General features: G+C 63.5%; 18 protein-coding genes and 1 tRNA gene. 9 read left to right on the top strand and 10 right to left on the bottom strand.

Annotated elements, in window-relative coordinates:
• Positions 1 to 164: 164 nt before the first annotated feature.
• The 7 genes from HNQ71_RS15695 to HNQ71_RS15665 all read left to right on the top strand — a co-directional run bounded on the left by HNQ71_RS15695 (position 165) and on the right by HNQ71_RS15665 (position 9,104).
• Positions 165 to 869 (top strand): LuxR C-terminal-related transcriptional regulator, encoded by a 705-nt coding sequence (locus HNQ71_RS15695; RefSeq protein WP_246461586.1) that lies wholly within the window; start codon positions 165 to 167, stop codon positions 867 to 869.
• A gap of 135 nt (positions 870 to 1,004) precedes the next feature.
• Positions 1,005 to 2,195, top strand: a complete 1,191-nt coding sequence (locus tag HNQ71_RS15690) for an aminotransferase class V-fold PLP-dependent enzyme (protein ID WP_184873482.1) — start codon at positions 1,005 to 1,007, stop codon at positions 2,193 to 2,195.
• A gap of 13 nt (positions 2,196 to 2,208) precedes the next feature.
• Positions 2,209 to 3,171, top strand: coding sequence for an HpcH/HpaI aldolase/citrate lyase family protein (locus HNQ71_RS15685; RefSeq protein ID WP_184873481.1), 963 nt, complete (start codon positions 2,209 to 2,211; stop codon positions 3,169 to 3,171).
• Positions 3,172 to 3,192: 21 nt separating this feature from the next.
• On the top strand, positions 3,193 to 4,377 hold the full coding sequence (locus HNQ71_RS15680; RefSeq protein WP_184873480.1) for a malate--CoA ligase subunit beta: 1,185 nt from the start codon (positions 3,193 to 3,195) through the stop codon (positions 4,375 to 4,377).
• 13 nt (positions 4,378 to 4,390) lie between these two features.
• Positions 4,391 to 5,290 (top strand): succinate--CoA ligase subunit alpha, encoded by a 900-nt coding sequence (gene sucD / locus HNQ71_RS15675; RefSeq protein WP_184873479.1) that lies wholly within the window; start codon positions 4,391 to 4,393, stop codon positions 5,288 to 5,290.
• Positions 5,291 to 5,382: 92 nt separating this feature from the next.
• Positions 5,383 to 6,351: a 2-hydroxyacid dehydrogenase gene (locus tag HNQ71_RS15670; protein WP_184873478.1), complete on the top strand. Its 969-nt coding sequence runs from the start codon at positions 5,383 to 5,385 to the stop codon at positions 6,349 to 6,351.
• Positions 6,352 to 6,419: 68 nt separating this feature from the next.
• Entirely contained in the window at positions 6,420 to 9,104 is a 2,685-nt protein-coding gene (locus HNQ71_RS15665) for a phosphoenolpyruvate carboxylase (protein WP_184873477.1), read from the top strand.
• A gap of 136 nt (positions 9,105 to 9,240) precedes the next feature.
• Here the strand turns inward: HNQ71_RS15665 and HNQ71_RS15660 are convergent.
• Positions 9,241 to 9,325: transfer RNA gene (locus tag HNQ71_RS15660), tRNA-Leu, on the bottom strand.
• A 238-nt stretch (positions 9,326 to 9,563) separates the two neighbouring features.
• Between HNQ71_RS15660 and lipB the strand changes: the two genes are divergently transcribed.
• Positions 9,564 to 10,307, top strand: coding sequence for a lipoyl(octanoyl) transferase LipB (gene lipB / locus HNQ71_RS15655; RefSeq protein WP_184873476.1), 744 nt, complete (start codon positions 9,564 to 9,566; stop codon positions 10,305 to 10,307).
• 53 nt (positions 10,308 to 10,360) lie between these two features.
• Here lipB and HNQ71_RS15650 read toward each other — a convergent pair whose 3' ends face one another.
• The 6 genes from HNQ71_RS15650 to mce all read right to left on the bottom strand — a co-directional run bounded on the left by HNQ71_RS15650 (position 10,361) and on the right by mce (position 16,755).
• A complete protein-coding gene (locus tag HNQ71_RS15650; protein WP_184873475.1) occupies positions 10,361 to 11,611 on the bottom strand; it encodes a site-2 protease family protein in 1,251 nt (416 codons plus the stop codon).
• A gap of 525 nt (positions 11,612 to 12,136) precedes the next feature.
• A complete protein-coding gene (locus HNQ71_RS15645; protein ID WP_184873474.1) occupies positions 12,137 to 12,829 on the bottom strand; it encodes an ABC transporter ATP-binding protein in 693 nt (230 codons plus the stop codon).
• Positions 12,826 to 14,112 (bottom strand): lipoprotein-releasing ABC transporter permease subunit, encoded by a 1,287-nt coding sequence (locus HNQ71_RS15640; protein ID WP_184873473.1) that lies wholly within the window; start codon positions 14,110 to 14,112, stop codon positions 12,826 to 12,828. Before HNQ71_RS15640 ends, HNQ71_RS15645 begins: the two co-directional genes overlap by 4 nt.
• The gene (proS, locus tag HNQ71_RS15635; protein ID WP_184873472.1) at positions 14,109 to 15,437 is read right to left on the bottom strand and encodes a proline--tRNA ligase; all 1,329 of its coding nucleotides are present in this window, start codon (positions 15,435 to 15,437) and stop codon (positions 14,109 to 14,111) included. The genes HNQ71_RS15640 and proS overlap by 4 nt, the downstream gene beginning before the upstream one ends.
• Before the next feature lie 632 nt (positions 15,438 to 16,069).
• Positions 16,070 to 16,354 (bottom strand): DUF1467 family protein, encoded by a 285-nt coding sequence (locus tag HNQ71_RS15630; protein WP_111547551.1) that lies wholly within the window; start codon positions 16,352 to 16,354, stop codon positions 16,070 to 16,072.
• On the bottom strand, positions 16,351 to 16,755 hold the full coding sequence (mce, locus tag HNQ71_RS15625; RefSeq protein ID WP_184873471.1) for a methylmalonyl-CoA epimerase: 405 nt from the start codon (positions 16,753 to 16,755) through the stop codon (positions 16,351 to 16,353). The genes HNQ71_RS15630 and mce overlap by 4 nt, the downstream gene beginning before the upstream one ends.
• 188 nt (positions 16,756 to 16,943) lie before the next feature.
• Between mce and HNQ71_RS15620 the strand changes: the two genes are divergently transcribed.
• The gene (locus HNQ71_RS15620) at positions 16,944 to 17,807 is read left to right on the top strand and encodes an MBL fold metallo-hydrolase (protein WP_184873470.1); all 864 of its coding nucleotides are present in this window, start codon (positions 16,944 to 16,946) and stop codon (positions 17,805 to 17,807) included.
• Positions 17,808 to 17,822: 15 nt separating this feature from the next.
• Here HNQ71_RS15620 and HNQ71_RS15615 read toward each other — a convergent pair whose 3' ends face one another.
• Genes HNQ71_RS15615 through nuoN form a run of 3 tightly spaced genes read right to left on the bottom strand, consistent with a single transcriptional unit; the run spans position 17,823 to position 21,791 of the window.
• Complete coding sequence (locus HNQ71_RS15615; protein ID WP_184873469.1) at positions 17,823 to 19,493, bottom strand: ribonuclease J; 1,671 nt, start codon at positions 19,491 to 19,493, stop codon at positions 17,823 to 17,825.
• A 34-nt stretch (positions 19,494 to 19,527) separates the two neighbouring features.
• A complete protein-coding gene (locus HNQ71_RS15610; protein WP_184873468.1) occupies positions 19,528 to 20,349 on the bottom strand; it encodes a biotin--[acetyl-CoA-carboxylase] ligase in 822 nt (273 codons plus the stop codon).
• Positions 20,350 to 20,354: 5 nt separating this feature from the next.
• A complete protein-coding gene (gene nuoN, locus HNQ71_RS15605) occupies positions 20,355 to 21,791 on the bottom strand; it encodes an NADH-quinone oxidoreductase subunit NuoN (RefSeq protein ID WP_184873467.1) in 1,437 nt (478 codons plus the stop codon).
• Positions 21,792 to 21,801 lie beyond the last annotated feature (10 nt).

Here is a 21,801-nt window from a genome sequence, read left to right as displayed (position 1 = left end):
GAGGCGGACATCGCCGAGCCCTGGGCCGATAACGCCGATCGCGTCAAAACCAACAGCATACCGGTTCAGGTGGCGCGACAGCGCATGTCGCTGGGGAAAGAGCACCGTGGTGCGGTTGCGGCGATTGTCATGGCACAGGGTCCGGATACCAGCCGGATCCACCCATGTCCGCAACCGATCCAGAACGGAACTCCTTGAACGCAAGGTCGGCGAGAACGAACGAAGCACCATCCGGACAGCAACGCGTCCGCGTCGTTGTCGCCGAGCGCAATCCGCTTGTCATATCGGCGCTCCGCGAAATGCTGGAGTGCGACGGACGTTTCGAATTGCTGGGCGCCGTGCAGAGCGGCAAGCAGCTCCTGGAACTGGCAGGAAAGACCAAGTTCGATGTCGCTGTCATCGGCTGGCGGCTCGCCGACATGGACGGCGCGGATGTCCTGGCCGAGGTCCAGACCCGCAAGCTCGACGTTCGCATCACGGTGTTCTCCAACGACCACGACATCGGCATCTTGAAGCAGTGCGTGCGGCTTGGTGCTCAAGGCTACTGCTTCCAGTTCGACGACCCGCATATCATCTTCGAGACGATCCTGGCGGTCGCGCACGGCCGCATCTGCATCCCCTACATCGACATCAACAAGGTCAACGACACGCCTTTGGCGCAGCTCACGGTTCGCGAGCGCGAACTGCTGGCGGTGCTTTCCGACGGCTGGACCAACCTTCAGATCGCTACGCGCACCGGAATTTCCGAGAATACGGTGAAATACCACCTCAAGAATCTCTACGACAAGCTTGACGTCCGCAATCGGGCGATGGCGGTCGCGCTCTATTCGAGCGAGAGGCGTCGCAGTCCCAAACAGCCTGTCGGGTAGGCCGAGTGGGTAGGCCAACTGGGTAGGCAAGCCCCACCCGGGCGCGGCGAGAACTTACCCACCAAGGTGTTGTTGCCCCTCGCCTTCCAAACGACATTCCCTCCACAAATCTCTAACTTCGGAGGAGTTTCGCGCATGGCTGGGTTCACCCACCTTTTTATTCCAGGACCCACCAACATTCCTGAGCAGGTCCGGCAAGCAATGAACCTCCCGATGGAGGATATGCGCGCCGGATCGTTCCCTGAGTTCACGCTGCCGCTGTTCGAGGACATCAAAAAGGTCTTCAAGAACGAGACCGGCCGCGTCTTCATCTACCCGTCGTCGGGCACCGGCGCCTGGGAGGCGGCGATGACCAATGTGCTCAGCCCCGGCGATCGCGTGCTGATGTCGCGCTTCGGACAGTTCTCGCATCTATGGGTCGACATGGCCGAACGCCTCGGCTTCGAAGTCGACGTGATCGACTGCGAATGGGGAACCGGCGTGCCGCTCGACCTCTACGCGGAAAGGCTGAAGGCGGACAAGGCACACAGCATCAAGGCTATCTTCTGCACGCAGAACGAGACCGCGACCGGCGTTACCAGCGATGTCGCCGGCTGCCGGGCCATACTCGACGCGGCGAACCACCCTGCCCTTCTCTTTGTCGATGGCGTGTCGTCGATTGGCTCGATCGACTTCCGTCAGGAGGAATGGGGTGTAGACTGCGCCGTCAGCGGCTCGCAGAAAGGTTTCATGCTGCCGGCCGGCCTCGGCTTCCTCTCGGTCAGCAAGAAGGCGCTCGTCGCCTCCAGGGCCGCGACCCACCGCCGCTGCTTCTTCTCGTTTGAGGACATGATCCGCGCCAACGACGCCGGTTATTTCCCCTATACGCCTGCGACGCAACTGCTGCGCGGCCTGCGTGCCTCACTCGACCTGATCGCCGAGGAAGGGCTCGACAACATCTTCGTCCGTCATCATCGCCTCGCCGAAGGCGTGCGCAAGGCGGTCGACGCCTGGGGCCTGAAGCTTTGCGCGAAGGCGCCGAAATGGCACTCCGACACCGTCAGCGCCATCCTGGTGCCTGACGGCATCGACAGCGCCGACGTCGTCAAGCGTGCCTATCAGACCTACCGGACCTCGCTCGGAGGTGGTCTCAACAAGGTGTTGGGCAAGGTCTTCCGCATCGGCCATCTCGGCTGGCTGAACGAGGTGATGGTGCTCGCCTCGCTGTCGGCGGCGGAGATGGCGCTGCTCGATTGCGGCGTCCGGCTGGCGCCGGGCTCGGGCGTCGGCGCCGCCATCCAGTACTTCCGTGCCTCGGCAGAGGTACCTGTCGCAGAAGCGGCGTGAGAGGAACGCGACCATGAGCCACACGATCAACCATCTCAAAAAACTCAGGCTGCAGCGCAGCGAACTCGCGGTTCCAGGCTCCAGCCCGGAGATGATCGAGAAGGCAGCCAACAGCGCCGCCGACTTCGTCTTCCTCGACATCGAGGACGCGGTGGCGCCGCCGGACAAGGAACGCGCCCGCAAGAACATCATCCAGGCGCTCAACGACATCGACTGGCGCGCCAAGGGCAAGACCGTTTCGGTGCGCATCAATGGCCTCGACACGCACTACATGTACCGCGACGTTGTCGACGTGATGGAACAGGCCGGCGACCGGCTGGACACCATCCTGGTGCCGAAAGTCGGCGTTCCGGCCGACCTCTACATGGTCGAGGCCATGGTCAACCAGATCGAGATGGCCAAGGGCTACAAGACCCGCGTCGGCCTCGAAGCCCTCATCGAGACGGCGCTGGGCATGGCCAATGTCGAGGCAATCGCGGCGACGCCCGGCCGCCTGGAGGCGATGCATTTCGGCGTTGCCGACTATGCCGCTAGCAACAAGGCGCGCACCGTCAACATCGGCGGCCTCAATCCCGACTACCCGGGCGACCAGTGGCACTTCGCCCTGTCGCGGATGACGGTTGCCTGCAGGGCCTACGGCCTGCGCGCCATCGACGGGCCGTTCGGCGATTTCTCGGACCCCGAGGGCTACACGGCGGCCGCAAGGCGCGCGGCGGCACTTGGCATCGAGGGCAAATGGGCGATCCACCCCTCGCAGATCGCGCTTGCCAACAACGTGTTCTCGCCGCCGGAAAAGGAAGTCGTCCGCGCCAGGCGCATCCTGGAAGTGCTCAAGGAAGCAGAGGCGCTCGGAAAGGGCGCGGCGGCGCTCGACGGCAAAATGATCGACGCGGCGTCGGAACGCATGGCCCGCAATGTGCTGGTGGTCAACGAAGCAATCGAACGCGCCAGCCAGGCGCACGCCGCCACGCACTGAAGGCTCCTGGGAGGACAGAAAATGGACATTCACGAATACCAGGCCAAGGAACTGCTCGCCCGCCACGGGATTCATGTTCCGCGCGGCGGCCTGGCCTACAGCCCCGAGCAGGCAACCTATCGGGCGCGCGAGATCGGCGGCGGCAAATGGGTTCTCAAGGCGCAGGTTCATTCCGGCGCCCGCGGCAAGGCCGGCGGCATCAAGCTCTGCGCCAATGACGAGGAGATCTCCAACGCGGCCGAAGCAATGCTCGGCCGCAAGCTCGTGACCCAGCAGACCGGCCCCCGGGGCAAGCTGATATCGCGGCTCTATCTCGAGGAGGCCGTCGACATCGCGCAGGAGCTCTATGTCGGCTTCGTTCTCGACCGCAAGGAGGAGCGCGTCATGATCGTGGCGTCGGCCGCCGGCGGCATGGAGATCGAGGATATCGTCGAGCGGGCGCCGGATTCCATCATCCGGACCACGGTCGATCCGGGCGTCGGCATGCAGCGCTTCCAGGCGCGCGAGATCGCCTTCGGGCTCGGCCTGGATCAGAACCTGATCGGCAAGGCGACCGAAACCATCTTCAGCTGCTACCAGGTGTTCCGCGACTACGACGCCTCGATGCTGGAGATCAATCCGCTGGTGGTGACCCGCGACGGCAATCTCGTCGCGCTCGACGCCAAGATGTCGTTCGACGAGAACGCGTTGTTCCGGCGGCCGGAGATCTCCGAGCTGCGCGACAAGAGCCAGGAAGACCCGCGCGAGACCTTCGCCAGCGACCGCGGCCTCTCCTATGTCGGCCTCGACGGCAATATCGGCTGCATCATCAACGGCGCCGGCCTCGCCATGGCGACAATGGACATGATCAAGATCGCCGGCGGCGAGCCGGCCAACTTCCTCGACATCGGCGGTGGCGCCTCGCCGGAGCGGGTCGCGAAATCGTTCCGCGCCGTGCTTGGCGACAAGAATGTCGAGACCATCCTGGTCAACATCTTCGCAGGCATCAACCGTTGCGACTGGGTCGCCGAGGGTGTCGTCAAGGCGATCCGCGAAGTCGGCGTCAACGTCCCCCTGGTGGTGCGGCTTGCCGGCACCAAGGTCGAGGAAGGGCGCCGCATCCTGGCCGATTCCGGCGAGGCGGTGATCGTCGCCGAAACGCTGGCGGAAGCCGCCGAAAAAGCCGTCGCCGCATGGCGTTCGGCAACGCTCAAAAAAGCAAGCTGAGGGAGCTGAAAATATGGCAATCCTGCTCAACCGCGGCACGCGGGTCATCGTCCAGGGCTTCACCGGCAAGATCGGCAGCTTCCATGCCGAAGACATGAAGCGCTACGGCACCAAGCTCGTCGGCGGCGTGACGCCCGGCAAGGGCGGCCAGAAGCATCTCGGCCTGCCGGTCTTCAACACCGTCAAGGGCGCCGTTCGCGAAACCCGCGCCGAAGCCAGCATCGTCTTCGTGCCGCCGCCTTTCGCCGCCGACTCGATCATGGAAGCCGCCGATGCCGGCATAAAGCTATGCGTCTGCATCACCGACGGCATTCCCTCGCAGGACATGATGCAGGTGAAGCGCTACATGCTTCGCTACCGTTTCGAGGACCGCATGCGGCTGATCGGGCCGAACTGCGCCGGCGTGATTACGCCCGGGCAGGCACTGATGGGCATCATGCCGGGCAGCATCTATCTCCCCGGCCGCGTCGGCATCGTCGGGCGCTCCGGCACGCTGGGCTATGAGGCCGCCTCGCAGATGAAGGCGCTTGGCATCGGTGTCTCGACCAGCGTCGGCATCGGCGGCGACCCAATCAACGGCTCGTCCTTCAAGGACATGCTGAAGCTGTTCGAACAGGACGACGAAACCGATGCCGTGGTCATGATCGGCGAGATCGGCGGACCACAGGAGGCGGAAGCCGCGATCTGGGCGCGCGACAACATGCGCAAGCCGCTGATCGCCTACATCGCCGGGCTTTCCGCGCCGAAGGGCCGGCGCATGGGTCATGCCGGTGCCATCATTTCGGCGTTCGGCGAGTCGGCGCAGGAAAAGGTCGAAATCCTGAAAGAGGCCGGCGTCGTCATCGTGCCGACGCCATCGTCTTTCGGGGAGGTTGTGGCCGATACCCTGGCCGGGATGAAGAAGGCCGCGTGATGGCCGACCGGGCGAAGCGCGCATAGCGCAGAATGTGAAGTCTGTTCCGGGTCGGCGGATGCATCGCGGCCCTTCGATCGGCAGGAAATTCGATGAAACCGCGTTTGATTGTCACCCGGAGATGGCCGGCCCCCGTTGAAGCAATCCTCGCCGAGCGCTTCGACACGACACTCAACGCCAGCGATACGCCGCTGAGCCCTGCCGCAATGACATCGGCATTCGCGCATTTTGACGCGATCCTGGCAACGGTCAGCGACCGCTTACCTGTTGCGGTGTTTCCTAAGAACACCGCCCGCACCCGGATCATCGCCAATTTCGGCGTCGGCTTCAGCCATATCGATGTCGCGGCAGCCCGCGACCGCGACATCGTAGTGACCAACACCCCGGGCGTGCTGACCGATTGCACCGCCGACCTCGCCCTCAGCTTGCTGTTGGCTGTCGCGCGCCGCACCGGTGAGGGCGAGCGGCAGCTGCGGGCTGGAGAGTGGCGGGGCTGGTCGCCAACCCATATGGCCGGCGCGAAAGTGTCGGGCAAAACCTTAGGTATTGTCGGCATGGGGCGCATCGGCAAGGCGACAGCCAGGCGCGCGCATTTCGGCTTCGGCATGAAGATCGTGTTCTTCAATCGGTCGCCGGTCGATGATGACGAGACGCGCGCCATGGCCGCGGTCCAGATGCCAACTTTGGAAGATGTGCTCGCAACATCCGATTTCGTGTCGCTGCACTGTCCGGGCGGCGCGGGAAACCGCCATCTCATCAATGCTCGAAGCTTGCGGTCGATGAAAAGCGACGCGTTCCTGATCAACACGGCGCGCGGCGACGTCGTCGACCAGGATGCGCTGATCGGCGCCCTGGAAAGGCGCGAGATCGCGGGAGCGGGTCTCGACGTCTTTGCCGACGAGCCGGCCGTTCCGGAGGCGCTGAAGCGGTTGGAGAACGTGGTGCTGTTGCCGCATCTCGGGAGCGCGACCGAGGAAACGCGGGTGGCAATGGGCATGAAGGTGGTGGAGAACCTGACCGCCTTTTTCGAGGGTCGCCCTGTCCCCGACCGGGTCGCCTGACAGCAGGCGCCGCCTTCGGTTCAGGGCGCGGCTACAGCGGAATCGATACGGACGAATCGGAAAGCGGTTTGGAACAGAGTAGACGCATCAACTTTCGTGAGGACGAGCGCAGCCTTTTGTTGCGCTTGCTGCTTCAGGTCGCAAGCGCGCGTGAGCCCGAGATCGCCGCCGTTCTGGCTGGACGCAGGTCGCTCGTCTCCCTCGCCGCGGAGCAGCGCATCCCGGCGCTTCAGGCAAGTGGCGTATGGTTCCAGTTGCTGGCGATAGCAGACGAGTTGCTTGCCATGCGGGCGCGCCGCGAACTCGAACAAGGCGCGGGTGTCGACGAAGTGCCCGGCTCCTTCGCCAGCGTGATCGCGCAGATGGCGGCGAACGGCCACTCGGCGCAGGAAGTCCAGGCGAAGCTCGATGAGCTTCGCGTCGGCCCGACCATGACTGCGCACCCAACGGAGGCCAAACGCGTCACGGTGCTGGAGATCCACCGCCGTATCTATCGCAAGCTGACCGAGCTCGACCAGCCGCGCTGGGCGCCGCGCGAACGCTCCCTGTTGGTCGCCGATCTGGAAAGCGAGATCGAGCTTCTGTGGATGACGGGCGAGCTGCGGCTGGAGCGCCCGACGGTCGAACGCGAAATCGCCTGGGGCCTGCATTTCTTTCGCGAAGTCATCTTCGAGGCAACGCCGCAGCTCTATGGCAAGCTTCAGGGCGCCTTCGAGCGTCACTATCCGGGAGAGCCGATCAGAATTCCCACATTCATGCGCTATGCCTCGTGGATCGGCGGCGACCGCGATGGCAATCCAAATGTGACTGCCGCGGTCACCGCCCATGCCATGGCCGAATACCGCAATACCGCCATCGGCTGGTATCTGACGCAGGTGCAGCGGCTGGTGACGGTGCTCAGCGCCAGCTCGAACGTCATCGACCTGCCGGCCAGCTTCAAGCCGGTGCTGCAAACGGCGCTTGATAGGAGCGGTCTGGCGCACGTGATCGCCGCCCGCAACCCTGACGAACCGCTTCGCCAGTTCGCTTCGGCCTTGTTTGCCCGGCTGGAGGCCACGCGCGACGGCGGTCCGGCGGCCTATCTCTCGGCAGAAGCGTTTCGTGCTGATCTGAACGGGCTGTCTTCCGTTCTCGAAGCGATCGGAGGCCGCGCGGTAGCCAAGCGCTTCATCCAGCCTCTGCTTTGGCAAGTCGGAAGCTTCGGCTTCCGTACGGTCTCGCTCGACATCCGGCAGAACTCCACGGTCGTCAACCGGGTGCTGGCCGAGCTGTTTGCGCTGGCAGATCCCGCCGATCCGGTCGCAGCCGGCACGCCGCAATGGTCGGCGCGCATCCGCGCAGCCGTCAGCCAGGGCGAGCGGCTGGAGATCGACGCAGGCCGGCTCTCGCCTGAAGCAGGTGAATTGCTTTCGACATTCTCCGTAATCCGCGAGCACATCTCCAGCTCGGATGCCGACGCTGTCGGCTCGTTCGTGCTCAGCATGACCCGCTCGGCCGACGATCTGCTCGCAGTCTATCTGCTGGCGCAATATTGCGGACTTTCAACCGCGCCCGCTGGCGGCGGCACAATCAGGCTGCGGATCGTGCCGTTGTTCGAGACCATCGCCGATCTACAGGCCGCACCTGGCATCCTGAATGGACTGCTCGGCGTTTCGCTGGTGAGGCGGACAGTGCGGGATTTCGGCGCGCGCCAGGAAATCATGCTTGGTTATTCGGATTCCAACAAGGACGGTGGTTTCCTGGCTTCCAATTGGGAACTGGCAAAAGCGCAAAAGCGTCTCGCCGTCGTCGGGCGCAAGCACAACGTCAGGATCAGTTTTTTTCACGGCCGCGGCGGCTCTGTCAGCCGTGGCGGCGCGCCGACCGGCCGGGCGATCGCGGCACAACCGCAAGGCACTGTCGCCGGAGCCATGCGGGTGACGGAGCAGGGCGAGGTCGTATCGTCGAAATTCGCCAATCGCGGCACCGGCCTCAACCAGCTCGAGGTTCTCGCCGCTGGCGTGCTGGCCCACGGTGTCGGATCGGCCGGTGATGTCGAGCCGAAGGAAACGCCGGAGTTCGACGAAGCGCTGGAAGCGCTGGCAGGCATGTCGCAGGCATCCTACGCCAGATTGATGGCCGAGCCCGGTTTCCTCGATTATTTCAACCAGGCAAGCCCGGTCGCGGAGCTGGCGCTCCTGAAAATGGGGTCACGGCCGGAGCGCCGTTTCGGCGCCAGCGGCATTGCTGACCTGCGCGCCATTCCATGGGTGTTCGCCTGGAGCCAGAACCGTCATCTGTTGACCGGCTGGTATGGCATCGGCAGCGCGCTTAGCTCTTTCGTCGCCGTGCGCGGCGAGGCCGGGCGCGAACTTCTCGCTCGCATGTTCGAGCACTCGCGCTTCTTCCGCTTGATCGTCGACGAGGCTGAGAAGACGCTTTATCAGTCCGACATGGAGATCGCGGGCCTCTACGCCCGCCTGGTGTCCGACAGCGACGCGGCCCGGCGAATCTACGCCCGCATCGCCGCCGAATACGAGTTGACGCGACGCCTGATCGGCGACCTCACGGGAGGCGATCTTTCCGCGCGCTTTCCAATGTTCAAGCGGCGTTTCGACAGTCTGCGGCGCCAGATGGATGACATTCACCGACTGCAGGTCGATCTGCTGCGTGAAGTTCGGGCAAATACCGGCACGGCGGATCAAAAGCGGGCGACCGACGCCCTGCTTGTATCGATCAATTGCATCTCGGCTGGACTTGGGTGGACGGGATAGGGCCTGAAAAGCGGGGCGGCGGCGTGGTCTGAATGACGCGCCGCCGCCGCCGTTTCGATCCCTGGAAAGCCCTGTGGCCGCGACGTGTCATCGCCTGCCGTCAGAATTCGCCATAAGCAATCTGTCAGGGAAATTTTGGTGCGGTCGAGAAGACTCGAACTTCCACGGGTTGCCCCACAGCGACCTCAACGCTGCGCGTCTACCAATTCCGCCACGACCGCACGTGGTAGGAGCCGGAACCGACCGGCTCGGGGCGTGTAGCAAATCGTTTCCGGCGAAACAAGTGCGCCGCGAGCAATAATCGCCAGCGATCGGCATAACGTTCCACAGAATTGGAATGCGTAGCCGGAACTGGACGTTTCGGCCCGATAGCGCCATATGGAGGGCAAATGCATGTCGCCCAAAAGCGCAAGGCGGTTTTGAAACTACGGCCTGCATGAACGAAACACGAAAAGCCATATGCCAGAACGCAGCCAGATCGCCACGTCGTTCCTGCCCCTCCCCGGCTCAGCACCGGTCGAATGGCGCATCGAACCTGGCCTCACCGCCTATCCCGATGCGCTGGCCTTCATGGAGGCGCGCGCCGAGGCGATCCGAAGCGGCGCCGCCGGCGAGATGGTCTGGCTGGTCGAACACCCGCCGCTCTACACCGCCGGCACCAGCGCCCGTAGCGAGGATTTGATCGACGCCAATCGCTTCCCGGTGTTCGCGGCCGGGCGCGGCGGTGAGTACACCTATCATGGGCCGGGCCAGCGGGTCGCCTATGTGATGCTCGACCTGAAGCGGCGCCGCGAGGATGTCCGCGCCTTCGTCGCCGCGCTCGAACAGTGGATCATCGGCACGCTCGCCGCCTTCAACGTCCACGGCGAGCGCCGCGAGGACCGCGTCGGCGTCTGGGTGGTGCGGCCGGATCGCCCTGCCCTGCCGGACGGCTCGCCGGCCGAAGACAAGATCGCTGCCATCGGCATCAGGCTGCGGCGCTGGGTAAGCTTTCACGGCATCGCCATCAATGTCGAACCGGATCTCGACCATTTCAGCGGCATCGTGCCGTGCGGCGTGCAGGACCACGGCGTCACCAGCCTGGTCGATCTCGGCCTTCCCCTGACGATGGCCGATCTCGACTTCGCCCTGAAATCCGCCTTCGAGGATGTGTTCGGTCCTGCCACGGCTTTGCCTGTCGAAGCCCCCCGCAAGGCCGGCTGACCATCCGGTCTGGAGACGCCTCGGGCCGGCATCACCTGAATATCAACACACCTTCAGATGAGCTGCGCGGACGCCCACAGCACGCCGTAGCCATGGATGGCGAACACCGCCAGCAGCGCGCCGGCGATGACGAAGCGGTCGACCGTGCGGATCGGCTTCAGTTCGTGGCGCGGCTTGACCCCGCTGCGCATCGTCAGCAGGCTGAGGATTGAAAAGACCGCTCCCGCGGCGAGCAGAAAGCCCGGGGAAAAGCCGGCCTGTCGGCCAAGCGCCAGGAAGGCCGAAAGCAGGGAGAACGAGGCCAGCGCCAGCACGATCGGCCCCGGGCAGATCTGGCGCAGCACCTGGCCGCCATCGAACTTCCATACCGGCACCAGATTGGCGATGTTGAACAGGGCAGCAAAGCCCGCCAGCGCTGCCAGCAGCATTGCTGCCAGTCGATATCCTTCCGCGCCGGCAAAGGTGCTGGCGGCGATGACGACCGGCACCAGGAAGGCGGAGAAGCCGGCGCCCATCAACGCAACGAAGGCGACTTCGAAGCGGCTGTCATATGGCCGCCCGCCAATGGCGATGCCGCCGAGCAGCGGAATGAAGATCATGCGCGCCTTGCTGTGACCCATCAGGCGAAACGCCGCCATATGGCCGAGCTCGTGCAGGGCCACCACCGACGTCAGGATCGCGGCCAGCGCCAGTCCGCCGAGATGAAGACCGAAGAACGGCCACAGGATCAATGCCGACAGCGCGGCGAAGCCGACCTGGCTGAGCGGATGCTCGAACCAGCCGCCCTTGCGATACTGCCCGGTCCTCGCCCAGCGCTGAAGCTTGGAGAGTTCACGGCGCATGGCGAAATAGCGGAACACCAGGAAAGCAAAGCCGCGATAGCGATCGGTCTGGCCGAGCGTGACCCGCGTGCCGCCGCCTTCGGAAACGAGCTCAGTGGTCTCGCGAAAATCCTTCCAGAACGAGGTATCGAGTGCGGTATCCTCGATGACGCGCATCGAGAAGCGGCTACCCTCGACCACGTCTTCAAACCGCGACTTGCGCTCGATCGGCTTGCCGTCGCGGCCTTCCCAGGACAGCATGATCCGGGTCATGCCCTCGCCGTCCAGCGGCTCGGCCGAAAGGATCTCGCCGGACCAGCCGGCATCGCTGCCGAGTGGCCACAGCGCCTGCCAGAGGCGCTGCCGGTCCATTGCCACGACACGGCTGAGCCTGATCGTGCGCAAACCAATCGGCACGCTCATCAACAGAAAGATCAGCCCGAGATTGCTGGCCACGAGGATGGCCGTGACGATGGGCGACACGCGACGTTGCTCCCTGTCTTGGACGGATTACCCTAAACGTCGCGGCGGCAAGAAAGGCTTAACAGGAAAGCTCGGTTTCCGATTGCACGCCTTCGAGTCGCCATCTCGATGAAAGGCATGCCGCCGGTGTTGATGCCCCCTCTCCCCGTTTAGAACGGGGAGAGGGTAAGTGTGAGGACCGATGCTGCGCAGGGACGCTAGCGTTCGCACCACGTCCTCAACTCCAGATCACATGGCGCCGATCCAGATCGCCATGGAAATGAGAAAGGTGCTCATGCAAACCAGTGAGATGACATCCTGAACCAGATCGGTCATAACTCTCTCCTGTTGTTGATATGTTCGTAATTTGTTCTAATTTTGTTCGAATGTCAACGACCGGAATCCGGCCGCATTCCGAATTTCCGGGCGATCAAATCGGCAGGGTTAAGGAAAGGTTGACGGGCGTGCGACAGCTATCAATGGAGCGCCAACACGCTCCGAAGGCGGACCGTCCGCAAGCCCACCCATGGTCTGTCGAGATTGAAGTCAGCCCGAGCCGAGCGGCACCACTTTGCCGTCGGCCAGCGTGACGCGCCTGTCCATGCGCGAGGCCAGTTCGTGATTGTGGGTGGCGATCAGCGCCGCGAGGCCCGATTGCTTGACCAACGCCGCCAGCGCCTCGAACACATAGGAAGCGGTGACCGGGTCGAGGTTGCCGGTCGGCTCGTCGGCAAGCAGCACCAGCGGTGCGTTGGCAACCGCGCGGGCAATGGCGACACGCTGCTGCTCGCCCCCGGAAAGCTCGGATGGACGGTGCGACGCGCGTTTGCCGATCTGCATGTAGTCCAGCAGTTGCGCCGCGCGCTCCGACGCCTCCTTGCGGCTCAGCCCCTTGATCAGCTGCGGCATCATGATGTTTTCCAGCGCCGAGAATTCCGGCAGCAGGTGATGGAACTGATAGACGAAGCCAACATCATTGCGGCGGATCGCCGTGCGCTCGTCATCGGAGAGCCGCCCGCAGGCACGGCCGGCCAGGATGACGTCGCCGGCATCAGGCCGCTCCAGCAGGCCGGCAGTGTGCAATAGCGTCGACTTGCCGGTGCCCGACGGCGCCACCAATGCGACCATCTCACCGCGCTTCAGCGAGAAATCGGCGCCGTTGAGAATGGTGAGCTTGCGCGGCCCCTGGACGTAGTGCCGCTCGACGCTCTTCAGCTCGATAATGGCCTCGGCCATCATTCATACCTCAAGGCTTCGACGGGATCGAGCCGGGCAGCCCGCCACGCCGGAAACACCGTTGCCAGGAAGGACAGCCCGAGCGCCATCAGGATGACATAGGTCGTCTCGCGCGGATCCATTTTCGCCGGCAGCTGGCTGAGGAAATAGAGCTCCGGGTTGAACAGCACCTTGCCGGTCATCCAGGAGAAGAACTGGCGGATGGATTCGATGTTGGTGCAGATCAGCACGCCGAGCAGCACGCCGGCGATCGTGCCGGTCACGCCGATCGCCGCTCCTGTCATCAGGAAGATGCGCAGGATGGCGCCGCGCGACGCTCCCATGGTGCGCAGGATGGCGATGTCATGCCCCTTGTCCTTCACCAGCATGATCAAGCCGGAAATGATGTTGAGCGCCGCCACCAGCACGATCAGCGTCAGGATCATGAACATGACGTTGCGCTCAACCTGCAGGGCGGAAAAGAAGGTCTCGTTGCGCTGGCGCCAATCGACGAGGTCGATCGGCCGCTGCGCCGCCTCCTCCACCTTCGGTTTCAGCGCGTCGACATCATCGGGATTGTCGACATAGATCTCGATGGTCTGGGCCCGGCCGTCCATGTTGAAATAGAGCTGCGCTTCCGAGAACGGCATGTAGACAATGGAACTGTCATATTCCGACATGCCGACCTCGAAGATCGCGGTGATCGGATAGCCCTTCATGCGCGGCGTCGTGCCGAGCGGCGTCACGTCGCCGTCGGGCGAGATCAAGGTTATGGTGTCGCCGAGCGCCAGGCCGAGATTCTCGGCCATGCGTTTGCCGATGGCGACGCCCTCGCCGGTGTCGAAACCGGCGATCGAGCCCTGCTTGACGTTGGCGGCGACGATGGCGATCTTGCTCAGATCATCGCCGCGTATGCCGCGAACCAGCGCGCCTGTTCCGCCGCCGACATTGCCTTGCGCCAGCACCTGGCCATCAATCAGCGGGATGGCGTATTTGACGCCGGGCACGCCATTGATGCGGCCGGCGACCTGCGCGTAGTCCTCAAGCGGCGAATCGAGCGGCTGCACGATCAGATGGCCGTTGACGCCGAGGATGCGCGTCAACAGCTCCGCCCGGAAGCCATTCATCACCGCCATCACCACGATCAGCGTGGCGACCCCCAGCATGATGCCGAGGAAGGAGATCGAGGCGATCACCGAGATCACCGTTTCCTTGCGCCGCGAGCGCAGGTAGCGCCAGGCAACCATGCGCTCGAACATGGAAAAAGGTCCGGCGCCCGCCGATCTTGCCGCCGCCACGTCGCTCATGCGGCGCTGCCAAAGCGTTTTTTCGCGTCGGCTATCGGCAGCGTCTCGCGCTCGCCGGTCTTGCGATTCTTGATCTCGATCTCGCCGCTACCCACACCGCGTGGCCCGACGATGACTTGCCACGGCAGGCCGATCAGATCGGCGGTGGCGAACTTGCCGCCCGGCCGCTGGTCGGTGTCGTCGTAGAGCACATCCTTGCCGGCGGCGACGAAGGCGGCATGCAGCTCGTCACAGACGCGGTCGCACTCGGCATCGCCCGCCTTCATGTTGATCAATCCGATGTCGAATGGCGCCACCGCCTCCGGCCAGATGATGCCGTTGTCGTCATGGCTGGCTTCGATGATCGCCGCGACCAGGCGCGACGGACCGATGCCGTAGGAGCCGCCGGAGACGAAATGATCCTTGCCGTCGGGCCCGGTCACCTTGGCGCCCATCGGCTTGGAGTATTTGTCGCCGAAATGGAAGATGTGGCCAACCTCGATGCCGCGCGCCGAAACCTTGTCGCTTTCGCCGATCTTTTCCCAGGCCGCCTCATCATGCATCTCGTCGGTGGCGGCGTAGGGCGTCGTCCATGTCTTGACGATGTCGCCGATCTCGGCGTCGTTGGCGAAGTCGGTCTTCTCTCCGGGCACATCGAGCGAAAGATAGTCGCGATGGCAGAAAACCTGGCTCTCGCCGGTGTCGGCGAGGATGATGAATTCATGGCTGAGATCGCCGCCAATCGGCCCGGTGTCGGCCCGCATCGGAATCGCCTGCAGGCCCATGCGCGTAAACGTCCTGAGATAGGACACGAACATCCTGTTGTAGGCCGCCTTGGCGCCCTCGAAGTCGAGGTCGAATGAATAGGCGTCCTTCATCAGGAATTCCCTGCTGCGCATGACGCCGAAGCGCGGCCGCACTTCGTCGCGGAACTTCCACTGGATGTGGTAGAGATTGAGCGGCAGGTCCTTGTAGGACTTCACGTAGGCGCGGACGATCTCGGTGACCACTTCCTCATTGGTCGGGCCGTAAAGCATGTCGCGGTCCTGCCGGTCCTTGATGCGCAGCATCTCCTTGCCGTAGTCATCATAGCGGCCGCTTTCGCGCCACAGATCCGCCGACTGGATGGTCGGCATCAGGATTTCCAGCGCGCCGGCGCGATTCTGCTCCTCGCGGATGATCCGGCAGACCTTGTCCAGCACCCGCTTGCCGAGTGGCAGCCACGAGAAACTGCCCTGCCCCTGCTGGCGGATCATGCCGGCGCGCAGCATCAGCCGGTGCGAGACGATTTCGGCCTCGCGCGGATTTTCTTTGAGGATAGGCAGGAAATAGCGCGACAAACGCATGGACTGGTCCGTGAGTGAGGATGGCCGCGCGGGAATCGGCGCGACACAGGCGTGCTTGCCCCGGCTTCATAGCCATTTCATGGCGGAATGGAAACCCGGGCGCATCGATCCGAAAATCGGAAATCGGCTTTCGGAAAGGCACGAAACGTGGGGTCGAACCTGTCAGAGCGCCGTTGCGCGTGCCGCGGACACGCCGCGTTCCAGGGACACCGCAGTGCCGCGCGCGGCTTACTGGTCGTTTCCCAAGCAAAGCCTGCCACACTATTGTGCAGTGCAGCACGAGAATGCCCGTTTCAAGGCAAAATTCTTCGTGACATTTTCATTCGCGTTGGGCTAATGTGCCCCGATAACCGAGAGGGCAGAGAAAAATCTGCTCTCCTACGCGGTCAAAGTCTTGGGAGGATGCGATCTAGGCGCGGTTACTCGCTGCCGCCGGAAACCGGAAACAGATCGGACGCGTTTAAATTGCAAGGCCTTGTGCCTTGCATTTTTTTTGTGCAAACATCTGGTTAGCAGCAGACATTGATAAACTGGATGACCCTACGTCAACCGGCACAAGGCCAGAATCGCCATGGCCTTCAGGCGATATCGTGTCGATCTCGAATCTGCTGAAGCGCGAGCCTGAAAACGGTCTATTTCGTCGGCGTCTGACTGAATTCCGGAATGATGTGCGGCACCTCGTCGAGGCTGTATCCCAACCCTTTCGTCAGGCCATAGAAAATGCCCATGAGTACCGCCGTGGCGACGGTGGTTCGCAGGACGGCGCGCAGCATATGCGGGCCGCGTGGCGCACTTGGAACCGTGCCCAGCGTCACGTCGTGATCGTCGTCCTGTGTCCTTATGCTGAACGGCAGCACGACGAACAGCACGATCCACCAGGTGGCGAAGAAAAGTGCGGTGAACGATACCCAGCTCATGATTGCTCCAGTTCGATCAGCGTACCGAAGAAATCCTTCGGATGCAGGAACAGCACCGGCTTGCCATGCGCACCTAGCTTCGGATTGCCGTCACCCAGCACGCGCGCGCCGGCGACCTTGAGCTGGTCGCGCGCGGCCAGGATGTCGTCGACCTCGTAGCAAAGATGGTGCATGCCGCCGGACGGGTTCTTCTCCAGGAAGGCGGCGATCGGCGAACGCTCGCCCAGCGGCTCCAGAAGTTCAATCTTGGTGTTGCCGACATTGACGAACACCACGGTCACGCCGTGCTCCGGCAGTGCCTGCGGCTCCGTCACTTCGGCACCGAGCGTGTTGCGATAGGCGGCAACGGCCGCCGCCAGATCCGGCACTGCAAGCGCGACATGGTTCAGGCGTCCGAGCATATCCGGGCTTTCCCTCCTGGATCCCAATGGCTGGCGTCATACGTCAAATCGACTGATATCAACAGCCTTTCACAAGGCGCGCACTGTCGCACTTCGATGAGCTGTCCTCGAACGCCTTGAACGGGCTGAGAGGTTCAAAACTGCGACCCAGGCTGTTCCAATAGGCAACTGCGAAGTACAAACGTCAAATGTTCGAACCTCACCCTGCTCGCCCCCGCGTTTTCACATTCGGCCTTGGCTCATTCAAGGTTGCCGCTTTGCTCGATGCCGTCGACGTTCGCGACAACCTTGCATCGGCCCTGGCGCCCGGACAGTCGCCGACCGCAGTGCACGACCTCGCTGTCTCGAACTTCATCGACCGCGATCGCTACGAGCACTGTTTCATCCCGACTCTGATCGACACCGGTTCCGAGAAGATCCTGTTCGACACCGGATGCGGAGACGCGGACAGCTCGCTTTTGGGATGTCTGCAGGACCTTGGGCTCGGGCCTGATGACATCGATGTGGTGATTATCACCCACGGGCATCCGGATCACATCGGAGGGCTTGCCAGGAATGGCGAACCCGTTTTCAGGCGGGCACGCTATGTATTCGGCGCGGCAGAATTCAGCTTCTGGACCGAAGGAAATGCGGTGCGCGAGGCCAGATTGAAAAACCGTGATCTATTCAGGCGCATTTGCAGCAACCTGGCCGACCGGGCAGCATTCATTGCCCCCGGAGATAGGGTTGTGCCTGGCATTACCGCCATCGACGCAGCCGGTCATTCTCCCGGGCTGCTGGCGTTTCTCGTCGAAAGCGAGGGGCAGCAATTGCTGATCTGGTCGGACGCCTTCCTGCACTATGTCGTGTCCATCCAGCAGCCGGAGTGGCGTGCTGATCTGGATGATGACAAAGACCAAGCCGTCGACACCCGCAAGCGACTGCTGAGGATGGCCGCGGAACAACGTCTGCTGATCGCGGGCCATCACATGCCATTTCCAGGTCTGGGCTACGTCGAGCAGGTCGACGGTTCTTTTCGCTGGCTTCCCGTCAGCTATCAGCTGAACGTGTAGCGAACGCTGACCCCTTCACCGGGTGACAAACACCGTCACCAGCGGTTTCTTGCCCCAGGCTTCGTTGGCGGCGCCGCGCACGGCGCGCCGTACTGCCTCTTGCACCAGGTCGAGATCCTTTCGCCGCTGGCGGGGGATCGAATCCACCGCGCCGACTGCCGCGTCGATCATCAGATCCTCAAGCGCTTCACCGCTTGCATCGGCCTCGGCGACGCCGATGGCGACCAGATCGGGATCGCCGGCAAGCTCATATTTGTCGTCGAGCACGACATTGACCGCGACATGGCCGGCGAAGGACAGTTTGCGCCGGTCGCGAATGCCCATCGCCTGATCGGTGCCGATCAGACTGCCGTCCTTGTAGATGCGCCCGAACGGCACCTGGTCGATGATGGTGGCGGGGCCGGGAGCGAGCCTGAGCATGTCGCCGTCGCGCACCTGCGCCACCTGGCCGATGCCGGAGGTCGACATCAGCGACCCCTGCGCCACCAGGTGCGCCGCCTCGCCATGCACGGGAACGCCGATCTGCGGCCGCACCCATTCATACATCTTGCGCAATTCGCTGCGCCGCGGGTGGCCGGAAACATGCACCAGCGCATCGCCGTCCTCGATGATCTTGATGCCGAGGTCGATCAGGCGGTTCTTGATCTCGAGGATCGCCTTCTCATTGCCGGGGATCGTGCGCGACGAAAACACCACCGTGTCGCCGGCCGTCAGCGACACCGACTTCATTTCTTCGCGCGACAGCTTGGCAAGGGCCGCCAAAGGCTCGCCCTGGCTGCCGGTGCAGATAATCACCAGGTTTTCGCGCGGGATGAAGCCAAAATCCTCTTCGGCGATGAACTCCGGCAGCCCGTCCATGTAGCCGAGTTCATCGGCCACATCGATAACCCGCTTCAGCGAACGGCCAAGCACCAGGCACTGGCGGCCGGCATCGCGCGCCGCCTTGGCAATGGAGACGATGCGGCCGACATTAGAGGAGAAAGTGGTGACGGCGACGCGGCCCTTGGCGGCCTGGATGACGCCCTTGAGGCCCTCCCCCACGGCGACTTCCGAGGGTGACTCGCCTTCCCGCAACGCATTGGTCGAATCGCAGATCAGCGCCAGAACGCCCTTGTCGCCATAGGCGCGGAACCGCGCCTCGTCGGTCTTTGGGCCGATCGTCGGCTCCGGATCGATCTTCCAGTCGCCTGTGTGGATGACGGTACCGGCCGGCGACGTGATCGCCAGCGACATCGGCTCGGGGATGGAGTGTGCGACCGGGATAGCCTCGATCTCGAACGGGCCGACAGTGAATTTCTCGCCTGCCCGATAGATGGTCAGCGGGATCTTCGGCGCGCCCTGCTCGCCCTGCCGCTTGGCCTCGAGCAGGCCGGCGCTGAACGGCGTCATCCACACCGGCGCCTTCAACTTCGGCCAGGTATCGAGCAGCGCGCCGTAATGGTCTTCATGCGCATGCGTGATGATGATGCCGCGCAGATTGGCGAGGTTCTCCTCGATGAAGCGCGTGTCGGGCAGCACCAGGTCGACGCCGGGCAGGCTGGCATCGGGGAAGGTCACGCCGACATCGATGACGATCCACTCGCGCGCGCTCGGCGGGCCGTAGCCGTAGAGGGCGAAGTTCATGCCGATCTCGCCGACGCCGCCGAGCGGCACGAAGACGAGTTCGGCGTTTTCCGCTTTCGCCATGATTTTTTCCTTCCTGACCCTCAGGCCAAGCCCGTTAGACGCTGGCAGACGCGACCGCGCCGAAATGCACGTCGCCGGCGGCGATCGTCAGAATAGAACCTTCATCGTCGCGGATCACGAAACGGCAGTCCTCGTCAATGGTTTCAAACACGCCACGCACCACATTACCGTCAATTCTGACAGCAACCTCGCCGCCAAGCCCCGCCGCCCGTGCCAGCCAGCGTCGCCTGACCGCGGCAAGTCCGCGCCCCTCATCCCACAACCGGGCATTCTCGCTCCAGGCATCCGACAGCGCCAGAAACAAGGTTTCCGCGTCGCATGCCGCGCCCAGCGCGCGCAATGAGGTTGCCGGATAAGGCAAATCCTCGGGATAAGCCACAACATTGACGCCGATGCCGACCGCCACCGCGAAGCGGCCGCCGTCCAGGATCGCCGATTCCAGCAGGATGCCGGCCAGCTTGGCGCCCGAGGCAAGCACGTCGTTCGGCCATTTCAGCTCGAAACGGTTGTGCCCTTGGCTGCCGCCGTCGAGGCCAATGGCAACCCGCCCCTTCGGCACGACCGCGTCGAGCGCATCGGCCAGCGCCAGCCCGGCGACAAAGCCCAGCGTCGCGGCAAGGCGAAGCTCGGCAGTGGTGATGACAAGCAGCGTCGCCGCGAGGTTGCCTTCCGGCGTCGCCCAGACGCGGCCACGCCGCCCGCGCCCGCTCTCCTGCTTCTTGGAAACGACCCACAATTTGCCGGGGTCGCCGGCCCGGGCATGGTCCAGCGCCAGTGCATTGGTGGAGCCGACGCTGTCATGTGCCTCGAGCCGGAACCCTTCCGACGCCGAGGTAGGAGCCAGCCGAAATGCCATGCCGTTTAGAAAAATGTCTTGGCGGCGGCTTCGGCATAGGTACCGATCGGTCCGCCGATCAGCACGTAGAACAGCACGAAGGCGCCACTGACGCCGAGCACGAGGCGCAGTTCACTGGCCATCGGCACAAAGCCGCCAACCGGCTCGTCGAACCACATGATCTTGATGATGCGCAGATAGTAATAGGCACCCACCACCGAGGCCAGCACGCCGATGATCGCCAGCGCGTAGAGGTTGGCGTTGATGGCGGCGAGGAAGACGTACCATTTCCCCCAGAAGCCGGCGAGCGGCGGAATGCCGGCCAGCGAGAACATCAGGATGGTCAGGATCGTCGCCATGATGGGGTTGGTCGACGACAGGCCGGCCAGGTCGCTGATCTGCTCGACATTGCCTTCCTTGCGCCGCATGGCGAGGATGAAGGCGAAGGTGCCGAGCGTCATCACCAGGTAGATCAGCATGTAGATGGCAACGCCACGCACGCCCGCCTGGCTGTTGGCGGCAAGGCCGACCAGCGCGTAGCCCATGTGGCCGATCGAGGAATAGGCCATCAGTCGCTTGATGTTGGTCTGGCCGATTGCCGCGAAGGCGCCGAGCGCCATCGAGGCGATCGAGATGAACACGATGATCTGCTGCCAGTCTGAGGCGATCGGCTTGAACGCGCCCATGGTGACGCGCACCATCAGCGCCATCGCCGCCATCTTGGGTGCGGCCGCCAGGAAGGCCGTCACCGGCGTCGGCGCGCCTTCATAGACGTCGGGCGTCCACATGTGGAACGGCACCGCGGAGATCTTGAAGGCAAGGCCGGCCAGCACGAAGACGAGCCCGAAAACCAGGCCAAGCTGGCGCTCGCCGCTGCCCAGCGCCGTGGCGATCTCCTGGAAGCCGGTGTTGCCGGTGTAGCCATAGACCAGGCTGATGCCGTAGAGCAGCATGCCCGACGACAGCGCACCGAGGACGAAATACTTCAGGCCGGCTTCGGTCGAACGCAGATTGTCGCGGTTGATCGCCGCCAGCACGTAGATCGCCAGCGATTGCAGTTCGAGGCCGAGATAGAGCCCGATCATGCCGTTGGCCGAGATCATCAGCATCATGCCGAGCGTGCAAAGCAGCATCAGCACCGGATACTCGAACTTGTCGAAATGCTCCGCCTTGGCAAAGCGCATCGACATCACCAGCGTCACCGCCGAGCCGGTCAGCGCCAGCACCTTCATGAAGTGGGCGAAGGAATCCTGGATGAACGCATTGCCATAGGCGCTACCCTGCCCCGTGCGGAAGATCAGCCAGGCGCCTGATATCACCAGCACGGCGACGGCAAGGCCGGTCACCGTATTGGCGGTGTTGGCGCGCGAATAAGCACCGACCATCAGCAGCGCAAGCGCACCAACGGCAAGGATCAGCTCTGGCGTCGAAAGCGACAGGCTGGAGATAAGGTCCGGCGTCATGGTTCGCAAA

Source organism: Mesorhizobium sangaii (assembly GCF_014207355.1).
Lineage (GTDB): Bacteria > Pseudomonadota > Alphaproteobacteria > Rhizobiales > Rhizobiaceae > Mesorhizobium > Mesorhizobium sangaii.
This window is presented reverse-complemented; position numbering and strand designations above follow the sequence as displayed.

Bases quoted from the DNA above. Each gene is read 5' to 3' on its own strand.
- HNQ71_RS15685 (WP_184873481.1), top strand. From the start codon at position 2,209: ATGAGCCACACGATCAACCATCTCAAAAAACTCAGGCTGCAGCGCAGC.
- lipB (WP_184873476.1), top strand. From the start codon at position 9,564: ATGCCAGAACGCAGCCAGATCGCCACGTCGTTCCTGCCCCTCCCCGGC.
- HNQ71_RS15630 (WP_111547551.1), bottom strand. From the start codon at position 16,354: ATGAGCTGGGTATCGTTCACCGCACTTTTCTTCGCCACCTGGTGGATC.
- sucD (WP_184873479.1), top strand. From the start codon at position 4,391: ATGGCAATCCTGCTCAACCGCGGCACGCGGGTCATCGTCCAGGGCTTC.
- HNQ71_RS15690 (WP_184873482.1), top strand. From the start codon at position 1,005: ATGGCTGGGTTCACCCACCTTTTTATTCCAGGACCCACCAACATTCCT.
- HNQ71_RS15615 (WP_184873469.1), bottom strand. From the start codon at position 19,493: ATGGCGAAAGCGGAAAACGCCGAACTCGTCTTCGTGCCGCTCGGCGGC.
- HNQ71_RS15610 (WP_184873468.1), bottom strand. From the start codon at position 20,349: ATGGCATTTCGGCTGGCTCCTACCTCGGCGTCGGAAGGGTTCCGGCTC.
- HNQ71_RS15640 (WP_184873473.1), bottom strand. From the start codon at position 14,112: ATGAGCGACGTGGCGGCGGCAAGATCGGCGGGCGCCGGACCTTTTTCC.
- HNQ71_RS15645 (WP_184873474.1), bottom strand. From the start codon at position 12,829: ATGATGGCCGAGGCCATTATCGAGCTGAAGAGCGTCGAGCGGCACTAC.
- nuoN (WP_184873467.1), bottom strand. From the start codon at position 21,791: ATGACGCCGGACCTTATCTCCAGCCTGTCGCTTTCGACGCCAGAGCTG.
- proS (WP_184873472.1), bottom strand. From the start codon at position 15,437: ATGCGTTTGTCGCGCTATTTCCTGCCTATCCTCAAAGAAAATCCGCGC.
- HNQ71_RS15680 (WP_184873480.1), top strand. From the start codon at position 3,193: ATGGACATTCACGAATACCAGGCCAAGGAACTGCTCGCCCGCCACGGG.
- HNQ71_RS15620 (WP_184873470.1), top strand. From the start codon at position 16,944: ATGTTCGAACCTCACCCTGCTCGCCCCCGCGTTTTCACATTCGGCCTT.
- mce (WP_184873471.1), bottom strand. From the start codon at position 16,755: ATGCTCGGACGCCTGAACCATGTCGCGCTTGCAGTGCCGGATCTGGCG.
- HNQ71_RS15670 (WP_184873478.1), top strand. From the start codon at position 5,383: ATGAAACCGCGTTTGATTGTCACCCGGAGATGGCCGGCCCCCGTTGAA.
- HNQ71_RS15695 (WP_246461586.1), top strand. From the start codon at position 165: ATGTCCGCAACCGATCCAGAACGGAACTCCTTGAACGCAAGGTCGGCG.